The 16,225-nt window shown below is 74.5% G+C and carries 17 protein-coding genes; 5 read left to right on the top strand and 12 right to left on the bottom strand.

What is annotated here, in order from left to right:
- Positions 1 to 27 precede the first annotated feature (27 nt).
- The 10 genes from gvpO to C8D89_RS14130 form a co-directional block, all read right to left on the bottom strand.
- Positions 28 to 1,014 (bottom strand): gas vesicle protein GvpO, encoded by a 987-nt coding sequence (gene gvpO, locus C8D89_RS30250; protein WP_243418088.1) that lies wholly within the window; start codon positions 1,012 to 1,014, stop codon positions 28 to 30.
- A complete protein-coding gene (locus C8D89_RS14090) occupies positions 1,011 to 1,244 on the bottom strand; it encodes a gas vesicle protein GvpG (RefSeq protein WP_116708743.1) in 234 nt (77 codons plus the stop codon). The genes gvpO and C8D89_RS14090 overlap by 4 nt, the downstream gene beginning before the upstream one ends.
- A 3-nt stretch (positions 1,245 to 1,247) precedes the next feature.
- Positions 1,248 to 2,057: a GvpL/GvpF family gas vesicle protein gene (locus C8D89_RS14095; protein ID WP_116708744.1), complete on the bottom strand. Its 810-nt coding sequence runs from the start codon at positions 2,055 to 2,057 to the stop codon at positions 1,248 to 1,250.
- 10 nt (positions 2,058 to 2,067) lie between these two features.
- On the bottom strand, positions 2,068 to 2,448 hold the full coding sequence (gene gvpJ / locus C8D89_RS14100) for a gas vesicle protein GvpJ (RefSeq protein WP_116708745.1): 381 nt from the start codon (positions 2,446 to 2,448) through the stop codon (positions 2,068 to 2,070).
- 103 nt (positions 2,449 to 2,551) lie between these two features.
- A complete protein-coding gene (locus C8D89_RS14105; protein ID WP_116708746.1) occupies positions 2,552 to 3,820 on the bottom strand; it encodes an SRPBCC family protein in 1,269 nt (422 codons plus the stop codon).
- The gene (locus C8D89_RS14110; protein WP_133251912.1) at positions 3,813 to 4,817 is read right to left on the bottom strand and encodes a hypothetical protein; all 1,005 of its coding nucleotides are present in this window, start codon (positions 4,815 to 4,817) and stop codon (positions 3,813 to 3,815) included. Before C8D89_RS14110 ends, C8D89_RS14105 begins: the two co-directional genes overlap by 8 nt.
- A 446-nt stretch (positions 4,818 to 5,263) precedes the next feature.
- Positions 5,264 to 5,878: a PadR family transcriptional regulator gene (locus C8D89_RS14115; protein ID WP_116708748.1), complete on the bottom strand. Its 615-nt coding sequence runs from the start codon at positions 5,876 to 5,878 to the stop codon at positions 5,264 to 5,266.
- Positions 5,875 to 6,948 (bottom strand): ParA family protein, encoded by a 1,074-nt coding sequence (locus C8D89_RS14120; protein WP_243418089.1) that lies wholly within the window; start codon positions 6,946 to 6,948, stop codon positions 5,875 to 5,877. The genes C8D89_RS14115 and C8D89_RS14120 overlap by 4 nt, the downstream gene beginning before the upstream one ends.
- A gap of 126 nt (positions 6,949 to 7,074) precedes the next feature.
- A complete protein-coding gene (nhaA, locus tag C8D89_RS14125) occupies positions 7,075 to 8,370 on the bottom strand; it encodes a Na+/H+ antiporter NhaA (RefSeq protein ID WP_116708749.1) in 1,296 nt (431 codons plus the stop codon).
- Between the two features lie 160 nt (positions 8,371 to 8,530).
- On the bottom strand, positions 8,531 to 10,042 hold the full coding sequence (locus tag C8D89_RS14130) for an alpha/beta hydrolase (protein ID WP_116708750.1): 1,512 nt from the start codon (positions 10,040 to 10,042) through the stop codon (positions 8,531 to 8,533).
- A 159-nt stretch (positions 10,043 to 10,201) separates the two neighbouring features.
- On the opposite strand from C8D89_RS14130, the gene C8D89_RS14135 reads away from it, so the two are divergent.
- From C8D89_RS14135 to C8D89_RS14150, 4 genes are all read left to right on the top strand, one after another.
- On the top strand, positions 10,202 to 10,717 hold the full coding sequence (locus C8D89_RS14135; protein WP_165825699.1) for an ATP-binding protein: 516 nt from the start codon (positions 10,202 to 10,204) through the stop codon (positions 10,715 to 10,717).
- Positions 10,718 to 10,737: 20 nt separating this feature from the next.
- The gene (locus tag C8D89_RS14140; protein WP_116708752.1) at positions 10,738 to 11,031 is read left to right on the top strand and encodes a PASTA domain-containing protein; all 294 of its coding nucleotides are present in this window, start codon (positions 10,738 to 10,740) and stop codon (positions 11,029 to 11,031) included.
- A 173-nt stretch (positions 11,032 to 11,204) separates the two neighbouring features.
- Complete coding sequence (locus C8D89_RS14145) at positions 11,205 to 12,173, top strand: TIGR03557 family F420-dependent LLM class oxidoreductase (RefSeq protein WP_116708753.1); 969 nt, start codon at positions 11,205 to 11,207, stop codon at positions 12,171 to 12,173.
- A gap of 58 nt (positions 12,174 to 12,231) precedes the next feature.
- Positions 12,232 to 13,863, top strand: a complete 1,632-nt coding sequence (locus C8D89_RS14150) for a peptide chain release factor 3 (RefSeq protein WP_116708754.1) — start codon at positions 12,232 to 12,234, stop codon at positions 13,861 to 13,863.
- Between the two features lies 1 nt (position 13,864).
- On the opposite strand, the gene C8D89_RS14155 is transcribed toward C8D89_RS14150, so the two are convergent.
- Together C8D89_RS14155 and C8D89_RS14160 are read right to left on the bottom strand one after the other, a co-directional pair.
- The gene (locus tag C8D89_RS14155) at positions 13,865 to 14,242 is read right to left on the bottom strand and encodes a hypothetical protein (RefSeq protein ID WP_116708755.1); all 378 of its coding nucleotides are present in this window, start codon (positions 14,240 to 14,242) and stop codon (positions 13,865 to 13,867) included.
- A gap of 121 nt (positions 14,243 to 14,363) precedes the next feature.
- Positions 14,364 to 14,822, bottom strand: coding sequence for a hypothetical protein (locus tag C8D89_RS14160; protein ID WP_116708756.1), 459 nt, complete (start codon positions 14,820 to 14,822; stop codon positions 14,364 to 14,366).
- Positions 14,823 to 15,132: 310 nt separating this feature from the next.
- Here C8D89_RS14160 and C8D89_RS14165 point away from each other — a divergent pair, with 310 nt between their 5' ends.
- Positions 15,133 to 16,224 (top strand): protein kinase domain-containing protein, encoded by a 1,092-nt coding sequence (locus tag C8D89_RS14165; protein ID WP_116708757.1) that lies wholly within the window; start codon positions 15,133 to 15,135, stop codon positions 16,222 to 16,224.
- Position 16,225 lies beyond the last annotated feature (1 nt).

Raw genomic sequence — 16,225 nt, forward strand, 5'->3', positions numbered from 1 at the left:
GTCCCTCTCGTGTGGTCCCCCCGACCGTCACTCGTCGTCGCCGCGTCCCCGGGTGTAGCGCTTGGTGCGTTGGTAGCTGATGAGCTCGCCGTCGGTGTCCATCTCCGCCTCGTAGATGGCGAGGATGTCGCTGGTCTCGGGGATCTTGCGGCTCTCGACCACCTCGAGCGACACGACCCAGCCGTCGTCGGTGCGCCGCACCGACGTGACCGCCTCGCTCTCCTTGCCGCTCATCTCCTGCACCTGCTCGGCGGCCCACCGCGCGATCTTGCGCGCGGGGATGCGCTTGGGCGTCTCGGGCTCCGGCTCGGGTTCCGGCTCGGGTTCCGGCTCGGGTTCCGCGGTGTCCTCCGGCTCGTCCAGGTCCTCGGCCTCGTCATCGAGGTCCTCGGCCTCGTCGTCGACGTCGTCGACGTCGTCGAGGTCCTCGGGCTCGTCGTCGACGTCGTCGGGCTCGTCGTCGAGGTCCTCGTCGAGATCCTCGTCGGCCTCGGCCGCCGGCGGCTCCGGCGCCGGCTCCTCCTCACGGCGGCGCCGGCGGCGGGGCCGCTCCTGGCCCCCGGCGTCGGCCGGCGCGTCGTCGGCGTCGCCGCGACGACGGCGTCGCGGGCGTTCCTGGTCGTCGGAGCCACTCGACCGACGTCGGCGGGGCCGCTCCTGGTCGGCCCCGGAGCCCTCGTCGGACCCCGCGGGACGGCGCTTCCGGCGCGGCCGTTCCTGCTCACCCTGCTCGGTCGCCCGGCGCCGCCGGGGTCGTTCCTGCTCCGGGGCGTCGGAGCCCTCCCCGGACCCCTCGGCGCGACGGCGACGGCGCGGGCGCTCCTTCTCCCCCGCGCCGTCACCGTTCGACCGCTCGGCGGCCGCCTCGTCCTCGGTGGTGTCCTCGGTGGCGCGACGGCGGCGACGCGGACGCTCCTGGTCGCCGGCGCCCGCGTCGCCCGACGTGCGGCGGGACCGGCGCTTCGGCCTCTCCCCGCCGTCGTCGGTCTGCTCGCGGTCGGCGGAGCGGGTCACCCGCCACCCCCGCCCACGAGGCGCTGCAGCAGGACTTCCTGCTGCTCGTCGCGCTCCTCCTCGGTGATCTCGCCGCGATCGAACGCCGCGTCCAGCTCGTCGATCTGGGCGCGGATCACGCCGGGGTCGTTCATCTGGTGGTCGACCTGGTCGGAGATCTTCTCGCCCACCCAGACGACCCCGCGGACGGGGGCGAGGGGCAGCAGGAGCAGCTCGGTGAAGAAACCCACGCGTCAGACCTGCGCCTCGTCGGGAGCCTCGAACTCGGGGAGGAAGTCGAACGCCGCGGTGGGACCGATGAGGCGCAGCTCCACCCGGCCCGACCAGGCGTCGCCGAGGTCGTCGACCGCGCGTTCGAAGTCGCTGCGGTGGTCGGTGCGCACGAGGAACGCCACGTGCACGGCCCCGTTCTCGCCCCCGACCTCCTTGACCTCCGTCGCGACCGCGTACTTCGACAGGGCGTCGACGCAGGCCTGGGCGTCCTCGGCACGGATCTGGTCCATGGCCTGGGAGATGGCCTCGCCGAGGCGGATGCGGTCGTAGTAGCTGGCGTCCTCGTCGACGCCCGCGATCTTCTCCCGCATCTGCTGGATGCGCGGGTCGGCCTCCACGATGCGGGTGAGGATGACGTCCTGGTCGTAGTCGCCCCGCAGCCGGAACTCCTGGTGACCCTCGAGCTGCTCGAGCGCGCGCACGAAGTAGTCCTCGTGCGGCGCCAGCAACTCCTCGGCCACGGCGTCGTCGTCGGTGACGACGGCACCGAAGCGCATCGGGAGCACGGGGGTCTCCTGCGCGATCGCGTTGAGCACGGCCTCGTGGGCCATGAGGTCGCGCCGGGTGCCGAGCGCCCGGGCGGCCGACACGTCACTGACCACCGCGGCCAGCCGACCCTCGGTGACCAGGCCCAGCTGCCCGCCGTCGTCGTCGGCGGGGATCGGCTCGAGGCCCTCGGGGATCCGGACACCTGCGGGCACGATCCCGTAGATGTAGGAGCCGCGGGTGGTGCCCTGCTGCTGCTGTTGCGACGACTCGGTCTGGGTCACGACTCCTCCCTCACGCCTTCTCGCGACGGCCCTGGCGCTCTTCGCGCACTTCGTCCCACTTCTCCTTGCCGGCCTCGAGCACGCCCTTGGTCTTGCCCTTGGCCCCACCCTGGGTCGTGTTCTCGCTGATGTCGCCCATCACCTGCCCGAGGTCCTTGCCGCCCTTGGCGTGCAGGTCCAGCCGGTTGGTGGCCTCCGCGAACCGGAGATAGGTGTCCACGCTGGCCACCACGATGCGTGCGTCGATGGTGAGGATCTCGATCCCGACCAGGGAGACCTTGACGAAGGCGTCGATGACGAGGCCCTTGTCGAGGATCAGGTCGAGCACCTCGGCGAGCCCGCCCTGCGGGTCCTTCTGCACGCCTCCGCCCTGCCGTTGGCTGACGGTCACCGTGCCCCCTCTCTGTGCGACGAGGAATGGCACCGGACCCCGGCGGGCGCCGGGGTCCGGTGATGCGACGGTCGGCCCGGCTGCTGCTCAACCGGGGAGCGGGTCAGGCCGGGGTGCGCTGGCGCCGCGAGCGGCGCCGGGGACGCTCGTTGTCGTCCTCCTCGTCGGCGGCCTCCTCGTCGGTGGCCTCCTCGTCGACGTCCTCGTCGGCGGCGAGGTCGTCCTCGTCCGCCTCGTCCTCGAGGTCGTCCTCGTACTCGTCGTCCTCGGCCTCGTCGTACTCGTCCTCGGCCTCGTCGAGGTCCTCGTCCTCGGGAGCGAGGTCCTCGTCCTCCTCCGCGGCGGGTTCCTCGTCCTCGAGGTCCTCGTCGGCGAGCTCGGAGTCCTCGTACTCGTCCTCGAGGTCCTCGCCGCCGCCCTCCTCGGCCGCCCGCTGCTCCTCCTCGAGGGCCTCCTCGTGGGTCTTGACGACCTCGCTGTCACGGATCTCGCCGCGCCAGCCCTCGAGTTCCTCGCGGTTGATCAGCGTGTCCATCATGACGTGGCGGCAGAAGTGCTTGAACTCCAGACGCGCACGCCGGCCGACCGCCCGCCACAGGTTCCCGGTCTTCTCCATGAAGCCCTGGGGGTAGTACTCCATGATCAGGACGATGCGGGTGAGGTTCGGCGCGAGCTCGCTGAACGTCACGATCCCGTCCGCGTGGCCCTTCGCCCCCGACGAGACCCACAGGATGTGGCTGTCGGGGACCTGCTCGCGGATCGTGGTCTCCCACGAGCGCCGCGACCAGAAGACCTTGGCGGTCCAGGTGACCTTCTCGTCGGACTCCTGGTTGACCGTCTCGACCTTCTTCATGAACGACGGGAAGTCCGCCATCTGGGTCCACTGGTCGTAGGCCACGCGCAGCGGGACCCCGACGTCCTGGACCTCGTAGATGTTCATGAACTTGAACTTGCCGCGGCCGCTGCCCCCACCACCACCGCCGCCGGAGCCCTCGCCCTCGCCCTCGTCCTCGGAGTCGTCACCGCCGCCGAGACCGATCGCGTCGGTCACCTTGTCCTTCACGGCCGACAGCCCCCCCTTGAGCGCCCCGCCGACCCCGCTGCCGCCCTGCAGGGCGGAGGAGCCGCCGCCGAGCGCCGCGCGGAGGCCCACCCCGCCGTTCTCGGCGACGTCGGTGAGCCGGCCGGTGAGGCCCTCGACCTGGTCGAGCGCCGCGTTGACGGCCTTGTCGGTGGCCGCCTTGAGCAACGCCTGGGCGGCCTGCTTGAGGCGATCGACGGGGAGGACGTCGGAGACACCCCCGCCGTCGCCGTCGCCCCCGGGCACCTGGCCGTTGGAGGCGGCGCGCGAGTCGGTGGCGGATTCAGTCATCGCGCTTCACCGCACCCCGGCGCGAGCCCGAGCCCGCGGTGGCGCGGCTGCGCGAGCCACCCTCCGAGGACGAGCGCGACCGCCCGCCCGACCCGGACGAGGACTTGCTGCGCGTGCCACCGCTGCCGTTGCGGGTGGTCGTGGACGACCCGGCGGCGTCGGACGAGCCCGACGACGAGCGCCGCCGACGTTCCTGGCCGCTCGAGGACTGGCCGGTCGAGGACTGGCCGCTCGAGGACTGGCCGCTCGAGGACGAGCTGCGCGAGGAACGGCGCCGCGAGCCGGCCGCGCGCGAGGGCGCCTCCTCGGCCCCCTCGGCCTCCTCGGCCTGCTCGGACTCGTCGGTCTCACCCTCGTCGGAGGTGGCCGTATCGGTCTCCTCCTCGTCGGTCACCTCGTCGTCGGCTGCCTCGTCGGCTGCCTCGTCGTCCCCGACGTCCTCGGCGGGCTCGTCCGCGGGCTCCTCCTCGGCCGACGCGGAGCGGCGACCCCGCTTGCGCAGCCGGCCCGCCGCGGTGTCCACCGCGCTGCCGACGCCGCTGCCCACCTGGCCGGCGGCACCACCGACGGCGTCGCCGGTGGTCGAGGCGGCGTCGGTGACGGCCCCGCCGGCCTGGCCGGCCGCGTCACCGGCGGCTCCCGCCGTCTGGCCCGCGGCCTGCCCCGCGGCGCCGACCGCCTCTCCGGCGGGCTTGCCGAGGTTCTCGACCCGGTTGACCAGGTTGTCGGTGAGCGCCTCCATGCGTGAGCTCGCGATGGCCAGCGCGGCGTCCTTGCCGGCCTCGAGCAGCCGACCGCGGACGGCGGTGTCGAGCTTCTGGAGCTCGGGCGACGCCTGGATCAGCTTGGAGGCCTGGGCGAGCAACTGGGCGGGATCGGTCGGGAGCTTCTTCCCGGCGAGCGCGCCCCCCAACATGATGGCGAACTTCATCTTCTTGGTGCGACCCAAGAGATATCCGCCGATGACCGCGAGGGCCAATTTCAGGCCTGCCGGCACCGTGCACCTCCGAACGGATGGTCCTCCTGTGCGGTGGACCACAGCCCGCCGCTGACGGACCGGACATTACATCTCGCTCTCCGTGAAAGCGCTAGACCGGGAAGATCAAATGTCGAGTCGGCCGTCGGGCGCACTTCTCGATCAACTGGCCGCGGGGTCCGCGTGCGCATTCGGACGCCATTCTTCTGCCTAATCATTCTGCGCCGTTCGCGTCGTGCTCGATACGAGTTTCGCCGAGATGTCGGTGCGCCGAATGCCCGAGGACGGATCGCGCGCTGCTGGACGACCCGGGGACCCCCGCGTCCCTGATCGAGTTCTACAGGCCCGTGGCCTGCATCACAAGGGTCTGACCCTGCGTCCGAAGCGCGCGAGACCCGCTGGGCGGGACGGCCGAACGCCCCACGGCCCGATGCCCGGAGACGTTGGCCGGCGGAGGACGGGACGCTTCAGCCCTCGTCGACGGCCCGCACGACGGCGTCGACCGCCCGGCGCAGGGCCCGCCACTCGCGGACGCGGGCCCGCTCGGCCCGCCGGCCGGGCTCGGTGAGGCGGTAGCGCCGGCGTGTCGAGCCGCTGTCGTGCTCGACGAGTCCGTGCCGGGCGAGGTGGTGCACGGTCCGCACGATCGTGGTGGGCGGCGGGGTGAGCCCGCCGTCGCTGTCGCGCTGCAGCCGCTCGGCGATCTCGCGGCCGTCGGCCGGCCCGTGGCGCAGCGCGACGAGGACGAGCAGCTCGACGTGGTCGCGGGACCCGAGGCGGGCCGGGCCCCAGCGGCGGTTCCCGGTCCCGGTCGTGGCGGGCCTGTTCGGCACCGCGGGACGACGCCGGGGCTCGCGCCGCGCGGGCACGTCGGCGGCGACGTCACCGGGCTCCTCGGCGGGCACCTCGACCTCCGCCTCGGCCTGCCCATCGGCCCCCGCCTCGAGCTCTCGTGTCGCGGCCGCGTCCTCCTCGTCGCGCCGCCGGCGCGGCGGCAACAGCCCGCGCAGGCTGGCCGCGGCGGGCCGGCCGAAGGCGTCGCTGAGGTCGTGGGCGGTCGGCGGCTGGGGCTCGGCGGTCACGAGGTGGCCTCCTGCTCGGGACGGGCGGCGGCACGCTCCTCGGCCTCACGCAGCAGCGTGAGGAGCTCGACGCCCAGGTCGCGGTAGTCACCGGCGACGCTGGCGGCGGTCGGGGACAGGCGTCGCCCGCCGTTCTCCTTCTGGCCCGCGCGCAGGGCCGCCCACCACGCGGGCTGGGCCGCGACCTCCTGCTCCAGCTCGTGGGCGAGCTTCCCGAGGCGTCGCGCGTCCTGCGCGGTGCGCTCGGCGTGGCGGATCGTGGTGGTGAACAGCGGCGAGTGCCCGCCGAACGCCCGCGCGACGGCCTCGCGGACCTCGGCGTGCACGACGCGCGAGCGCGAGCCGGTCGCGAAGAGCACGGCCCCGAGCAGCCCGAGCTGCGGGTTGAGCTCCCGGGCCAGGGCGAAGCGCTCGCCGACCAGCCGCATGCCGACGAGACCGCCGCCGTCGGACTTGGTGGGCATGAGCACCCAGCGGGCGGCGGTGAGCGCGAGGTCGGTGAGGATCGTCGTCTCGGGCGGGCAGTCGACGAAGACCAGGTCGTAGTCGCCGGCCACGGGCGCGAGCACCTCGGCGAGCGCGCGGAACGCCTCCCGCCCACGCTCCTGGACCCGGGACACCATGAGCGGCACCAGGTCGACCAGCCGCGCCCCGCCCGGCACGACGTCCAGCCCCGGCCGCACGCCCTCCACGGGACGCAGCGGCGTACCCCCGACGAGGCTCAGCAGCAGCCCCGCACCGTGGTCGTCGGCCGGGCCGTCACGGAAGCCGAGGTCGTCGGCGAGGTTGGCCTGACGGTTGAGGTCGACGAGCAGGCAGCGGTAGCCGGCGGCCGCGAACTGTCCGGCGAGGTTGGCGACGATCGACGTCTTCCCGACCCCGCCCTTGTCGTTGACCATCGCGATGGTGCGCGCGAGGGCGTCGCCGTCGGACTCGGGGGCGAGCTCGGGGGCCGGTGCGGGCACGGGCTCGGGGACCGGGCGGACCGGTTCGGCCGCCCGCCCGGTGCGGTTGCGGGTGCCCCGGCGGCCGGTGGCGCTGCGGGCGGTGCGGCCCGCCGGTCCGGTCATGCGGCGAGGGTGCGGGGCGGTCGGTTCGCGGGCAAGGCCGACACCCCACGCGGGCCTCGCTTGGGGCCGCGTGGTGGTGCGGTTGCGTCCCGTCGGCCCAGTCGTCCGGCCGCGTCGTCCGGGAGGTCACTGGCCCTGCTCCCGCGCCTCCTCCTCGTAGACGTCGGGCACGTCGTCGTGGTCGCGGTCGACCCGCTCGCGCTCGTGGATGGTCCGGTACACGCGGTTGCGGTAGCGCAGCACGATCGTGGCGAGCAGGGCGGCGAGCAGCGACGCCGTCAGCACCCCGATCTTGACGTGGTCGTCGGCGGCGCTCGCGGTGCCGAACGCGAGCTCGCCGATGAGCAGCGAGACGGTGAAACCGATACCCGCGAGCAGCGACAGGCCGAGCACGTCGGTCCAGCTCAGCTCCTCGGACAGCTGCGCGCGGGTCACCCGCTGCACCAGCCAGGAGGCGCCCATGATGCCGACGGCCTTGCCGGCGACGAGGCCGGCGACGATCCCGATCGTGATCGAGTCCGTGAACGCCGCGCCCAGGCCGCCGCCCACGACCGTCACGCCGGAGGCGAAGAACGCGAAGACGGGCACCGCGAACCCGGCCGAGAGGGGGCGCCAGCGGTGCTCGAAGTGCTCGGCCAGGCCCGGCCCGGGGCCCTCCTTGCGCCGGATCACCGGCACCGCGAAGCCCAGCAGGACGCCGGCCACGGTGGCGTGGACCCCGGACTCGTGCACGAGCACCCAGGTCAGCACGGCCAGCGGCAGCAGGAGCCACCACGAGCGGACGCGCCGCTGCACGAGCACGGTGAAGGCGGCGAGCGGCAGGAGGGCGAGGAGCAGGGGCACGATCTCGAGCTGGTCGGTGTAGAAGAGCGCGATGATCGTGATGGCGAGCAGGTCGTCGACCACGGCCAGCGTGAGCAGGAAGGTGCGCAGCGCGTCGGGCAGGCTGGACCCGATGATCGCGAGGACGGCGAGGGCGAAGGCGATGTCGGTGGCCGTGGGGATCGCCCAGCCCGCGAGGCCGGGCCCACCGAAGTTGATCGCGATGTAGATCATCGCGGGCGCGATCATGCCGCCGACCGCCGCGGCGATCGGGAGCAGCGCGCGCGCCGGGTTCCGCAGATCGCCCGCCACGAACTCCCGTTTGAGCTCGAGACCGACCACGAAGAAGAAGATCGCCAACAGGCCGTCGGCGGCCCACGTGGCCAGGGTCAGGTCGAGGTGCAGGGCGGCGGGGCCGATGCGCAGCTCGGAGAGGGCGGTGTAGGCCTCGCGCCAGGGGGAGTTCGCCCAGAGCAGCGCGACCGCGGCGGCGCCCACCAGCAGCATCCCGCCCACCGTCTCGCGCCGCAGGATGTCACCGATGCGCGCCGTCTCGGACCACGAGCGACGGGAGAAGAGGCGGGGCGTCGACCGGGTCACGGGACCTCCGAAGGTCGTGCGGCAACGACTGCCGACCAGACTTCCCGGCGCACCGTGGAGACCCTACGTGACGCCCGCGCCCCTGCGACCTTTCGAGTGGGTGGCGTTACGGACACTGAACGTCAGCGGTGCCACACCGCTGACAACGCGGTGCCCGTCCCTACTGACAGAGCGTGTTCGGGGGTGGGAGGACGGCGTCGACGAGGTAGCGGTTCACCGCGTCGTCGACGCAGGGCACGCCGTTGGTGTAGACGGTGTGGCCGTCGCCGCGGTAGGTCAGCAGCGCCGAGCGGGGCAGGCGCTGGGCCAGGGCGACGCTGTTCTGGTACGGCGTCGCGGGATCGTCGGTGGTGCCCAGGATCAGCATCGGCGGACCGGCGTAGCCCTCGAGCGGGGTCAGCGGTTGCTGCGGCGCCGGCCAGTCCGCGCAGGTCAGGCCGCTGACCAGCACGTTGCCGGAGAAGTGCGGGGCACGGGCCTCGGTCGCGCGGGCGGCGGCGAACACCTGCGCGTCCTCGGTGGGCCACGCGTTGTCGAGGCAGGTCACGGCGTTGTAGGTGTCGGAGTTGCTCCCGCGGAAGTAGGCGGCCGCGAGCGCGCGCATCGGTGCGCCGTCGCCGCGGTCCGCGGCCGCGAGGGCCTGCGCCAGCTGCGGCCAGCTGGTGGGGCTGTAGAGCGGGAAGACGACGCCGATCTCGAACAGCCCCGCCGACAGGGGGCTCGTGCCGGCGACGGGCAGCGGCGCCGCGGCGAGGCGGGCGCCCACCCGGTCGACGACACCGATCGGGTCGGCGCGCACCGGGCACTGCGCGTCGGCGCTGCACGCCGCGGCGAACTGGCGCAGCGAGTTCTCGAAGCTCTCGGCCTGCGCGGAGTCCAGGCCCGGCTTGGTCACGTCGACCACGCCGTCGAGCACGATCGTCCGCAGCCGCGTGGGGAAGAGCTGGGCGTAGGTCTGCCCGATCGACGTGCCGTAGGAGAAGCCCAGGTAGTTGATCCGGTCCTGCCCGAGCGCCTCCCGGATGCGATCCATGTCCCGCGCCACGTTGCGGGTCCCGAGGTGGGGCAGCAGCTCCGGGTAGCGCTGCCCGCAGGCGAGCGCGTAGCGGTCGACCGCCTCGTCGGTGGCCGCCTCGTCGGCGACGTCGCCGGGGTCCGGGTCGCCGAGGTAGGGCGTCTCGGGCCCGAGCGGGCACTGCAGGCCCGTGCTCCCGCCGACGCCGCGCGGGTCGAAGCCGATGACGTCGAAGCGGTCGGTGACCTCCCGGGGCAGCACCCCGGCCTGGACCAGCTCGATACCCGAGCCGCCGGGCCCACCCGGGTTGACGAGCAGGACCCCGATCTTGCGGGCCTGGTCGGTCGCGGGCCGGCGCGCGATCGCGATCGACAACCCGGGACCGGCGGGGTCCGCGTAGTCGACGGGCACGGGCACCGACGCGCACTCGAGCCCGCCCGCGCACGGCCGGAACGCCGGGCCCGGCCCGGCGGGTGTCGCCGTGGGCCCGGCCGCGACGGTGGTCGACGACATCGGGATCGGCGGGACGGACGGTTCCGGCCCGCGGGCGCAGCCCGCGGCGGCCAGCACCACACCGACGATGACCCCCAGGGCGCGCGCGGACCGTCGTCCGCGGCCGGTCCCGGCCGCCCGCGAGCCCGGGTGCCGCTGCGCCATGTGTTCTCCCTGCCGTCCGCGGGCCGTGCCGGCTGCGCCGGACGGTCCATCATGCCGGTGCGCTCGTCGCAGTCGCGCAGGGCTCCACCCGTGACCGCGATCGCCGGATGGTGGCCCTCCGGCAGGGTTTGTCGCGCGCCGGACCGTCGATCCTCAGTCATGGACGCGAGCGCGGAGACGCGGCCGGACGCGGGGACCGGTCCCGACGCGCCCACCCGCGTACGGCGGGTCGCGCACGAGATCACCCACGACCTCGTCCGCGCCGAGGATCTGCGCGGGCTGCGCAGCGACCTCGTGGCCTGGGTCCGGGCCACCGCGGGGTGCCCCGAGGGCCCCGCGCTGGCCGACCGTCTCGACGACGTGGCCACGGCGCTCTACGAGGCGCTCACCAACGTCGTCGACCACGCCTACCCCCAGGGCGGCGGGCCACTGCGTGTCACGGCACGCCTGACGGTGACGGGCGGCGTCGACGAGCCCGCCGAGAACCGCGCGGTGTCCCCGTCGCCCTGGCTGGAGATCGAGGTCGCCGACCGGGGTGGATGGCGCCCGGCGCCCGCCGACCCGGGCCACCGCGGACGCGGTCTGCAGCTGCTCGCGGGGCTGAGCGACGGGCACGACGTGCAGCGCGACCCGGGGGGCACCCACGTGCTCCTGTGGTGGCACCGGCCACCGTGAGCTGACTACGGTCGGTGCCCATGAAGACACCCGAGCTGGTGCTCGTGCCGGCGCTGGTCGGATTGCCGGCGGCCCAGGCGCACGAGGTCGCCATGGCGGCCCGGGTCGTGGCGGTCGACCCGGATCCGGACACCCCGCCCACGGTCGAGGGCACGGTGACCGCCCAGCAGCCCGGCCCGGGGACGCGGGTACCCGCCGGCGAGGCCGTGACGATCTGGGTGGAGCCCGACTCGGGCGGTGGCGGCGGCGGAGGCGGGGGCAACATGCCGCGCGTCGAGCCCGACAAGCCCCTCGACGGCGCCGGAGCCAACTGACAGGACGGCCCCGCGGCATCGTCGGGTCGGGGGTCCGACGACCCCGCGGGGCCACCCGGGGTGTCGCCGGAGGCCGGGACGGCGTTACGCGGCACCGCCGGACCCGGACGCGTGTGACGACGGAGCCACCGGGAACACCCCGCGGAGCGCCAGCGACCCGGAGGTGTCCGTCCGTGAAGATCGGTTACAAGCTGATCGCCGAGGCCTACTCGCCGACCGAGATGGTGCGCCAGTGCGTGCGCGCCGAGGAGGCGGGCTTCGACTTCGTCGAGATCTCCGACCACTACCACCCGTGGGTCTCCGAGCAGCAGCACTCCGGCTTCGCCTGGTCGATGCTGGCCGCCATGGCCGCGAAGACCGAGCGGATCGAGCTGGCCACCGGGGTGACCTGCCCCTTCATCCGCTACCACCCGGCGATCATCGCCCAGGCCGCGGCGACCACCCAGCTGCTCTCCGACGGGCGCTTCACCCTGGGCGTCGGGTCGGGCGAACGGCTCAGCGAGCACGTCGTGGGACGCGGTTGGCCGAGCGTCAGCGTGCGGCACCAGATGTTCCGCGAGTCGCTGGAGATCATCCGGCTGCTGTGGCAGGGCGGCTACCAGAGCTACGAGGGCAAGCACCTCACGCTCGAGGACGCCCAGGTCTTCGACCTGCCCGAGACGCTGCCGAAGATCATCGTCGCCAGCGGGGGCCCGCAGGCCTCGACGCTCGCCGCCGAGCTCGGCGACGGCCTGTTCACCACCGAGCCGCGCGCCGACCTGATCCAGGCCTTCACCGACGCGGGCGGCGACGGCCCGCGCTACGCCGAGGTCCCGATGGCCTACGGGGCCACCGAGGACGAGGCCGCCGAGCAGGCCCGGGCGCTGTTCCGCTTCGGCCTGACCGGCTGGAAGGTGCAGTCCGAGCTGCCCAACCCCGTGAACTTCGACGCGGCGACGGCCATGATCACGGCCGATCACATGCGCGAGGGCTTCGCGTGCGGTCCCGACACCGACAAGAAGCTGCAGGTCTCCCAGCAGTTCGTCGACGCGGGCTACGACCACCTCGCGCTGATCAACGCCGGCACGGACGTCGACGGGTTCTTCGACCACTTCACCAAGGAGCTGGCCGAGCCCCTGCGGGCGCTGCGCCCCTCGTCCTGAGCACGGCCGTACCCTCGATCACGGGCCGTGGTGTGCGGCCCGTGAGGGAGGAGTGCGCATGACCGCGGTGTCGGCCCCGTCCACCGGTGAGGCCAGCCCGGAGACCACCGCCGGCGACACCGGGGCCGAGGCCCGGCGGCGTCGGACGTTCGCGGTGATCAGCCATCCGGACGCGGGCAAGTCGACGTTGACCGAGGCGTTGGCGCTGCACGCCGAGGTGATCTCGGCGGCGGGGGCGGTGCACGGCAAGGGCGGCCGGCGCGGGGTGACCTCGGACTGGATGGACATGGAGCGCGAGCGGGGTATCTCGGTGACCTCGGCGGTGCTGCAGTTCTCCTACCGCAACCAGGTCATCAACCTGCTCGACACCCCCGGCCACGGCGATTTCTCCGAGGACACCTACCGGGTGCTGGCCGCGGTGGACGCCGCGGTGATGCTGCTCGACGCGGCCAAGGGCCTCGAGCCGCAGACCCTCAAGCTCTTCGATGTCTGCCGCGACCGCGGGGTGCCGGTGCTGACCTTCGTCAACAAGTGGGACCGCCCGGGCCGCGAGCCGCTCGAGCTGCTCGACGAGGTCGAGCAGACCATCGGGCTGCGCCCGATGCCGATCACGTGGCCGGTGGGCATCGCCGGGGACCTGCACGGGCTGGTCGAGCGCGCCGACGGCCGTTTCCACCGCTTCACCCGCGCCGCCCACGGCGCGGCCAAGGCGACCTCGCAGGTGCTCGACGCCGACCGGGCCGCGGTCGAGGAGGGCCCGGACTGGCAGCGCGCGGTCGAGGAGCTCGCGCTGCTCGACGAGATCGGCGCCGGCTACGACGAGCAGGCGTTCGCGGCCGGCACCGCGACCCCGGTGATGTTCGGGTCGGCGCTGTCGAACATCGGGGTGGCCCGGCTGCTCGACGCGCTGGTCGACCTCGCCCCACCGCCGGGGCCGCGCCCCGACCAGAAGGGCGAGCCGCGCCCGGTCGAGGCGCCGTTCTCCGGGCTGGTGTTCAAGGTGCAGGCCTCGATGGACCGCTCCCACCGCGACCGGGTCGCGTTCGTGCGGGTGTGCTCGGGGCGTTTCGAGCGCGGCATGGTGCTCACCCACGACGCCACCGGCCGCCCGTTCGCCACCAAGTACGCCCAGGCCATGTTCGGCCGGGACCGCTCCACGATCTCCGAGGCGTTCCCCGGCGACATCGTCGGGCTGGTCAACGCCACCGCGCTGCGCCCCGGCGACACCCTGTGGGCCGAGCAGCCGGTCACCTTCCCCACCATCCCCAGCTTCGCCCCCGAACACTTCGCGGCCTGCCGGGTCGCGGACATGTCCAAGACCAAGCAGTTCCGCAAGGGCATCGAACAGCTCGACTCCGAGGGCGTCATCCAGGTGCTGTCCTCGGACCTGCGCGGCGACCAGGCCCCGGTGCTCGCCGCGGTCGGCCCCCTGCAGTTCGAGGTCGTCTCCGCCCGCCTGGCCGACGAGTTCAGCGCCCCGGTCAAGCTCGACCGCCTCGACTACTCCCTCGCCCGGCGCACCGACCCCGCCGGCGCCGAGGCGCTGCGCAGCGCCGTCGGGATCGAGGTCCTCACCCGCCGCCTCGACGGCGAACTGCTCGCGCTGTTCCCGCACAAGTGGCGCCTGCAGGCCGTCGCCCAGAACAACCCGGACCTGCTCCTGGCCCCCCTGGTCGCGGACGCGCTGTAGATCAGGCCGGCAGGCGCCGGGGCGGCAGGGCCTCGTTGATCGTGCGGCTGGTCTCCTCGGGGTCGGGGACCTCCACCACCACGCGGTGGTAGGGGTCCCCGCGCAGGTAGATGGCGAGCAGCCGCGTCGCCCCCCGCACTGCCCACAGCTGCCGGCGCTCGCCGACACCGAACGACCCGGCGCGCAGCACGCGGGGCACGCTCACTCCGGGCAGGTGGACGCGGGGGCTGGCCGACACCGCGTCGCGCCGCGCCATGGGTCGGGCGAGCAGCACGCGGCTCAGGGGCAGGTACACCCCGCGTGAGCACGCCCAGACCCGGTCCGACCCGGTGAAGCGCACGACGAGTCCGTCCGCGGTGATCCGCAGCTGGACCGCCATCTCTCACCTGCCTCGTGCGGACGGACCGGGGACGGGGCCGGGCGCGCGCGGGGGCCGGACCGGCGCCGTGGTCAGGGGCGGGCCGGCGCCGCGCGACGTCCGGGTCGGGGGACGCCCGCGCTCAGCCGGGCCGGTCGCTGCGGGACGCGGCCTCCTCGTAGGCGCGCTCGGTGGCGCGCTGCGCGTCCGCGAAGCCCTTCTCCACGGCCTCCGTGCCGTCGCTGTGGGCGTCGCGCACGGCCTGCTCGGCGTCGCGTGCGGCCTGGGCCAGCGCGCGCTCCGCCTCGGCGGCGGCGTCGGCGACCGAGGAGCCCCCGGCGGAGGTCCCGGCCTCCCGCGGGGTGTTCGCGGCATGCGTCCCGGACGCATCGGCGCTCGAGGCCCCCACGGGCTCCGCCGGGTCACCGAACCCGCTGTCCGACGGCGACGTTCCCGGCGTGTCGGCGCGCGTGGCGGACCCCGGACCGGGCAGGCTCGAGCCCCTGTCGGCGCGGTCGGCGAGGTCGTCACCGTCGGGACGGCGGTGCTGGGCGGACCCGTCGGACCCCACGGGACGATCGGTGTCGTCGGCTGCGCTCACGGCGACCTCCGGACTCTCGTTCGGAAGGCCGCGCCGGACCCCCCACGGAGGCGCGGCACCAACCCCCCGATCGGCTTCGGTGCGGCGACAGCATGGCAGGCCACGGCCCGACCGGCCCGGCCACCCTCCGGGCCGGGGCCGAAGGAAACCGCAGGTGACGGCCGCCTGCGCTGAGCGGACGCGCAGGACCACCCGGACGGAGGAGGGATCCGCCGGGCCGGAGTGATCGCGCCCGGACCGCGGAGCGCGACGGCGCGCACCGCGGTGACACGATGGCGGGAACACCGCGCGGGAGGACGCAGGAGACGAGATGGACGGACTCGACCCGGGGGCCGCCGGTCCCCCGGTCCCCGAGCAGGCGCGGTTCTGCGCGTCCTGCGACGGGCCGGTGGGTCGGGGACGGTCCGGCCGTCCGGGTCCCGAGCGCGGCACCTGCCCGTGGTGCGGTGCTGCCTACGACGTGCGCCCCGACCTCGCCGCGGGGACGGAGGTCGCCGGGCGGGAGGGTCGCTACCGCGTGCGGGCACCGCTCGTGCGGGGCGCGCGCGGGTGGTCCTACACCGCGACACGGCAGGGCGACGGTGCCCTCGTCGTGCTCGGGCGCCTCGAGGGTCCCGAGGGGCCGGCCGCGGGCGACCTGGCGGTCCGCGAGACCGAGGCGCTCCTCGACCTGGACGTGCCCGGCCTCGTGCGCGCGCGTGACGTGGCGCGTGCCGCTGGGCGGAACGGACCCGTGCGGCTGCTCGTGCTCGACCACGTGACCGGCGAGCCGCTCTCGGCACGCCGCCCGTGCCCGCCCGCCGAGGCCCTCGACGCCGTCCTCGGCGCGGTGCCCCCGCTCTCGGCGCTGCACCGGCACGGGCTCCTGCACGCCGACCTGAACCCGAGCAACCTGCTCGTCGGGCCCGGCGGGATCACGGTGCTCGACCTGGGCAGCGTCCGGCGCGTCGGGGACCGCCACAGCGACGTCTGGGCGACCACCGGTTTCGTCGCCCCCGAGATCCACGCCGGCGGCCCCGGCCCGTCGGTGGCCTCCGAGGTGTTCGCGCTGGGACGCACGCTCGCGGTGCTGCTCGCCGACTTCGACCACCAGCGCAACCTCGCCCTGCGCCTGCCCGACCCCGCGGGCGTCCCGGTCCTGCGCGACGACCCCGACCTCGTGGCCCTGCTGCGCCGCGCCACCGACCCCGACCCGGCCCGCCGGCACCGCAGCGTCGAGGCCTTCGCCGCCGACGCCCGCCGGGTGCGCGCCCGCTACCCCGCCCGACCGGGCGACACGGCCGTGGGGGGCGACGCCCGCCCGTGGTCCGACCCGGAGGATGACCCCACCCGGCGCGGCGGTGACCGCGAGACCCGCCGTGCCCGCGTGGCCCGCGACGTTCGAGGAGCACCGATCCCGTGAT

It is taken from the genome of Actinomycetospora cinnamomea (assembly GCF_003096675.1).
In the GTDB taxonomy this organism is placed as follows: Bacteria; Actinomycetota; Actinomycetes; order Mycobacteriales; family Pseudonocardiaceae; genus Actinomycetospora; species Actinomycetospora cinnamomea.

Bases quoted from the DNA above. Each gene is read 5' to 3' on its own strand.
- C8D89_RS14105 (WP_116708746.1), bottom strand. From the start codon at position 3,820: ATGACTGAATCCGCCACCGACTCGCGCGCCGCCTCCAACGGCCAGGTG.
- C8D89_RS14120 (WP_243418089.1), bottom strand. From the start codon at position 6,948: ATGACCGGACCGGCGGGCCGCACCGCCCGCAGCGCCACCGGCCGCCGG.
- C8D89_RS14130 (WP_116708750.1), bottom strand. From the start codon at position 10,042: ATGGCGCAGCGGCACCCGGGCTCGCGGGCGGCCGGGACCGGCCGCGGA.
- C8D89_RS14135 (WP_165825699.1), top strand. From the start codon at position 10,202: ATGGACGCGAGCGCGGAGACGCGGCCGGACGCGGGGACCGGTCCCGAC.
- C8D89_RS14140 (WP_116708752.1), top strand. From the start codon at position 10,738: ATGAAGACACCCGAGCTGGTGCTCGTGCCGGCGCTGGTCGGATTGCCG.
- C8D89_RS14150 (WP_116708754.1), top strand. From the start codon at position 12,232: ATGACCGCGGTGTCGGCCCCGTCCACCGGTGAGGCCAGCCCGGAGACC.
- C8D89_RS14155 (WP_116708755.1), bottom strand. From the start codon at position 14,242: ATGGCGGTCCAGCTGCGGATCACCGCGGACGGACTCGTCGTGCGCTTC.
- C8D89_RS14165 (WP_116708757.1), top strand. From the start codon at position 15,133: ATGGACGGACTCGACCCGGGGGCCGCCGGTCCCCCGGTCCCCGAGCAG.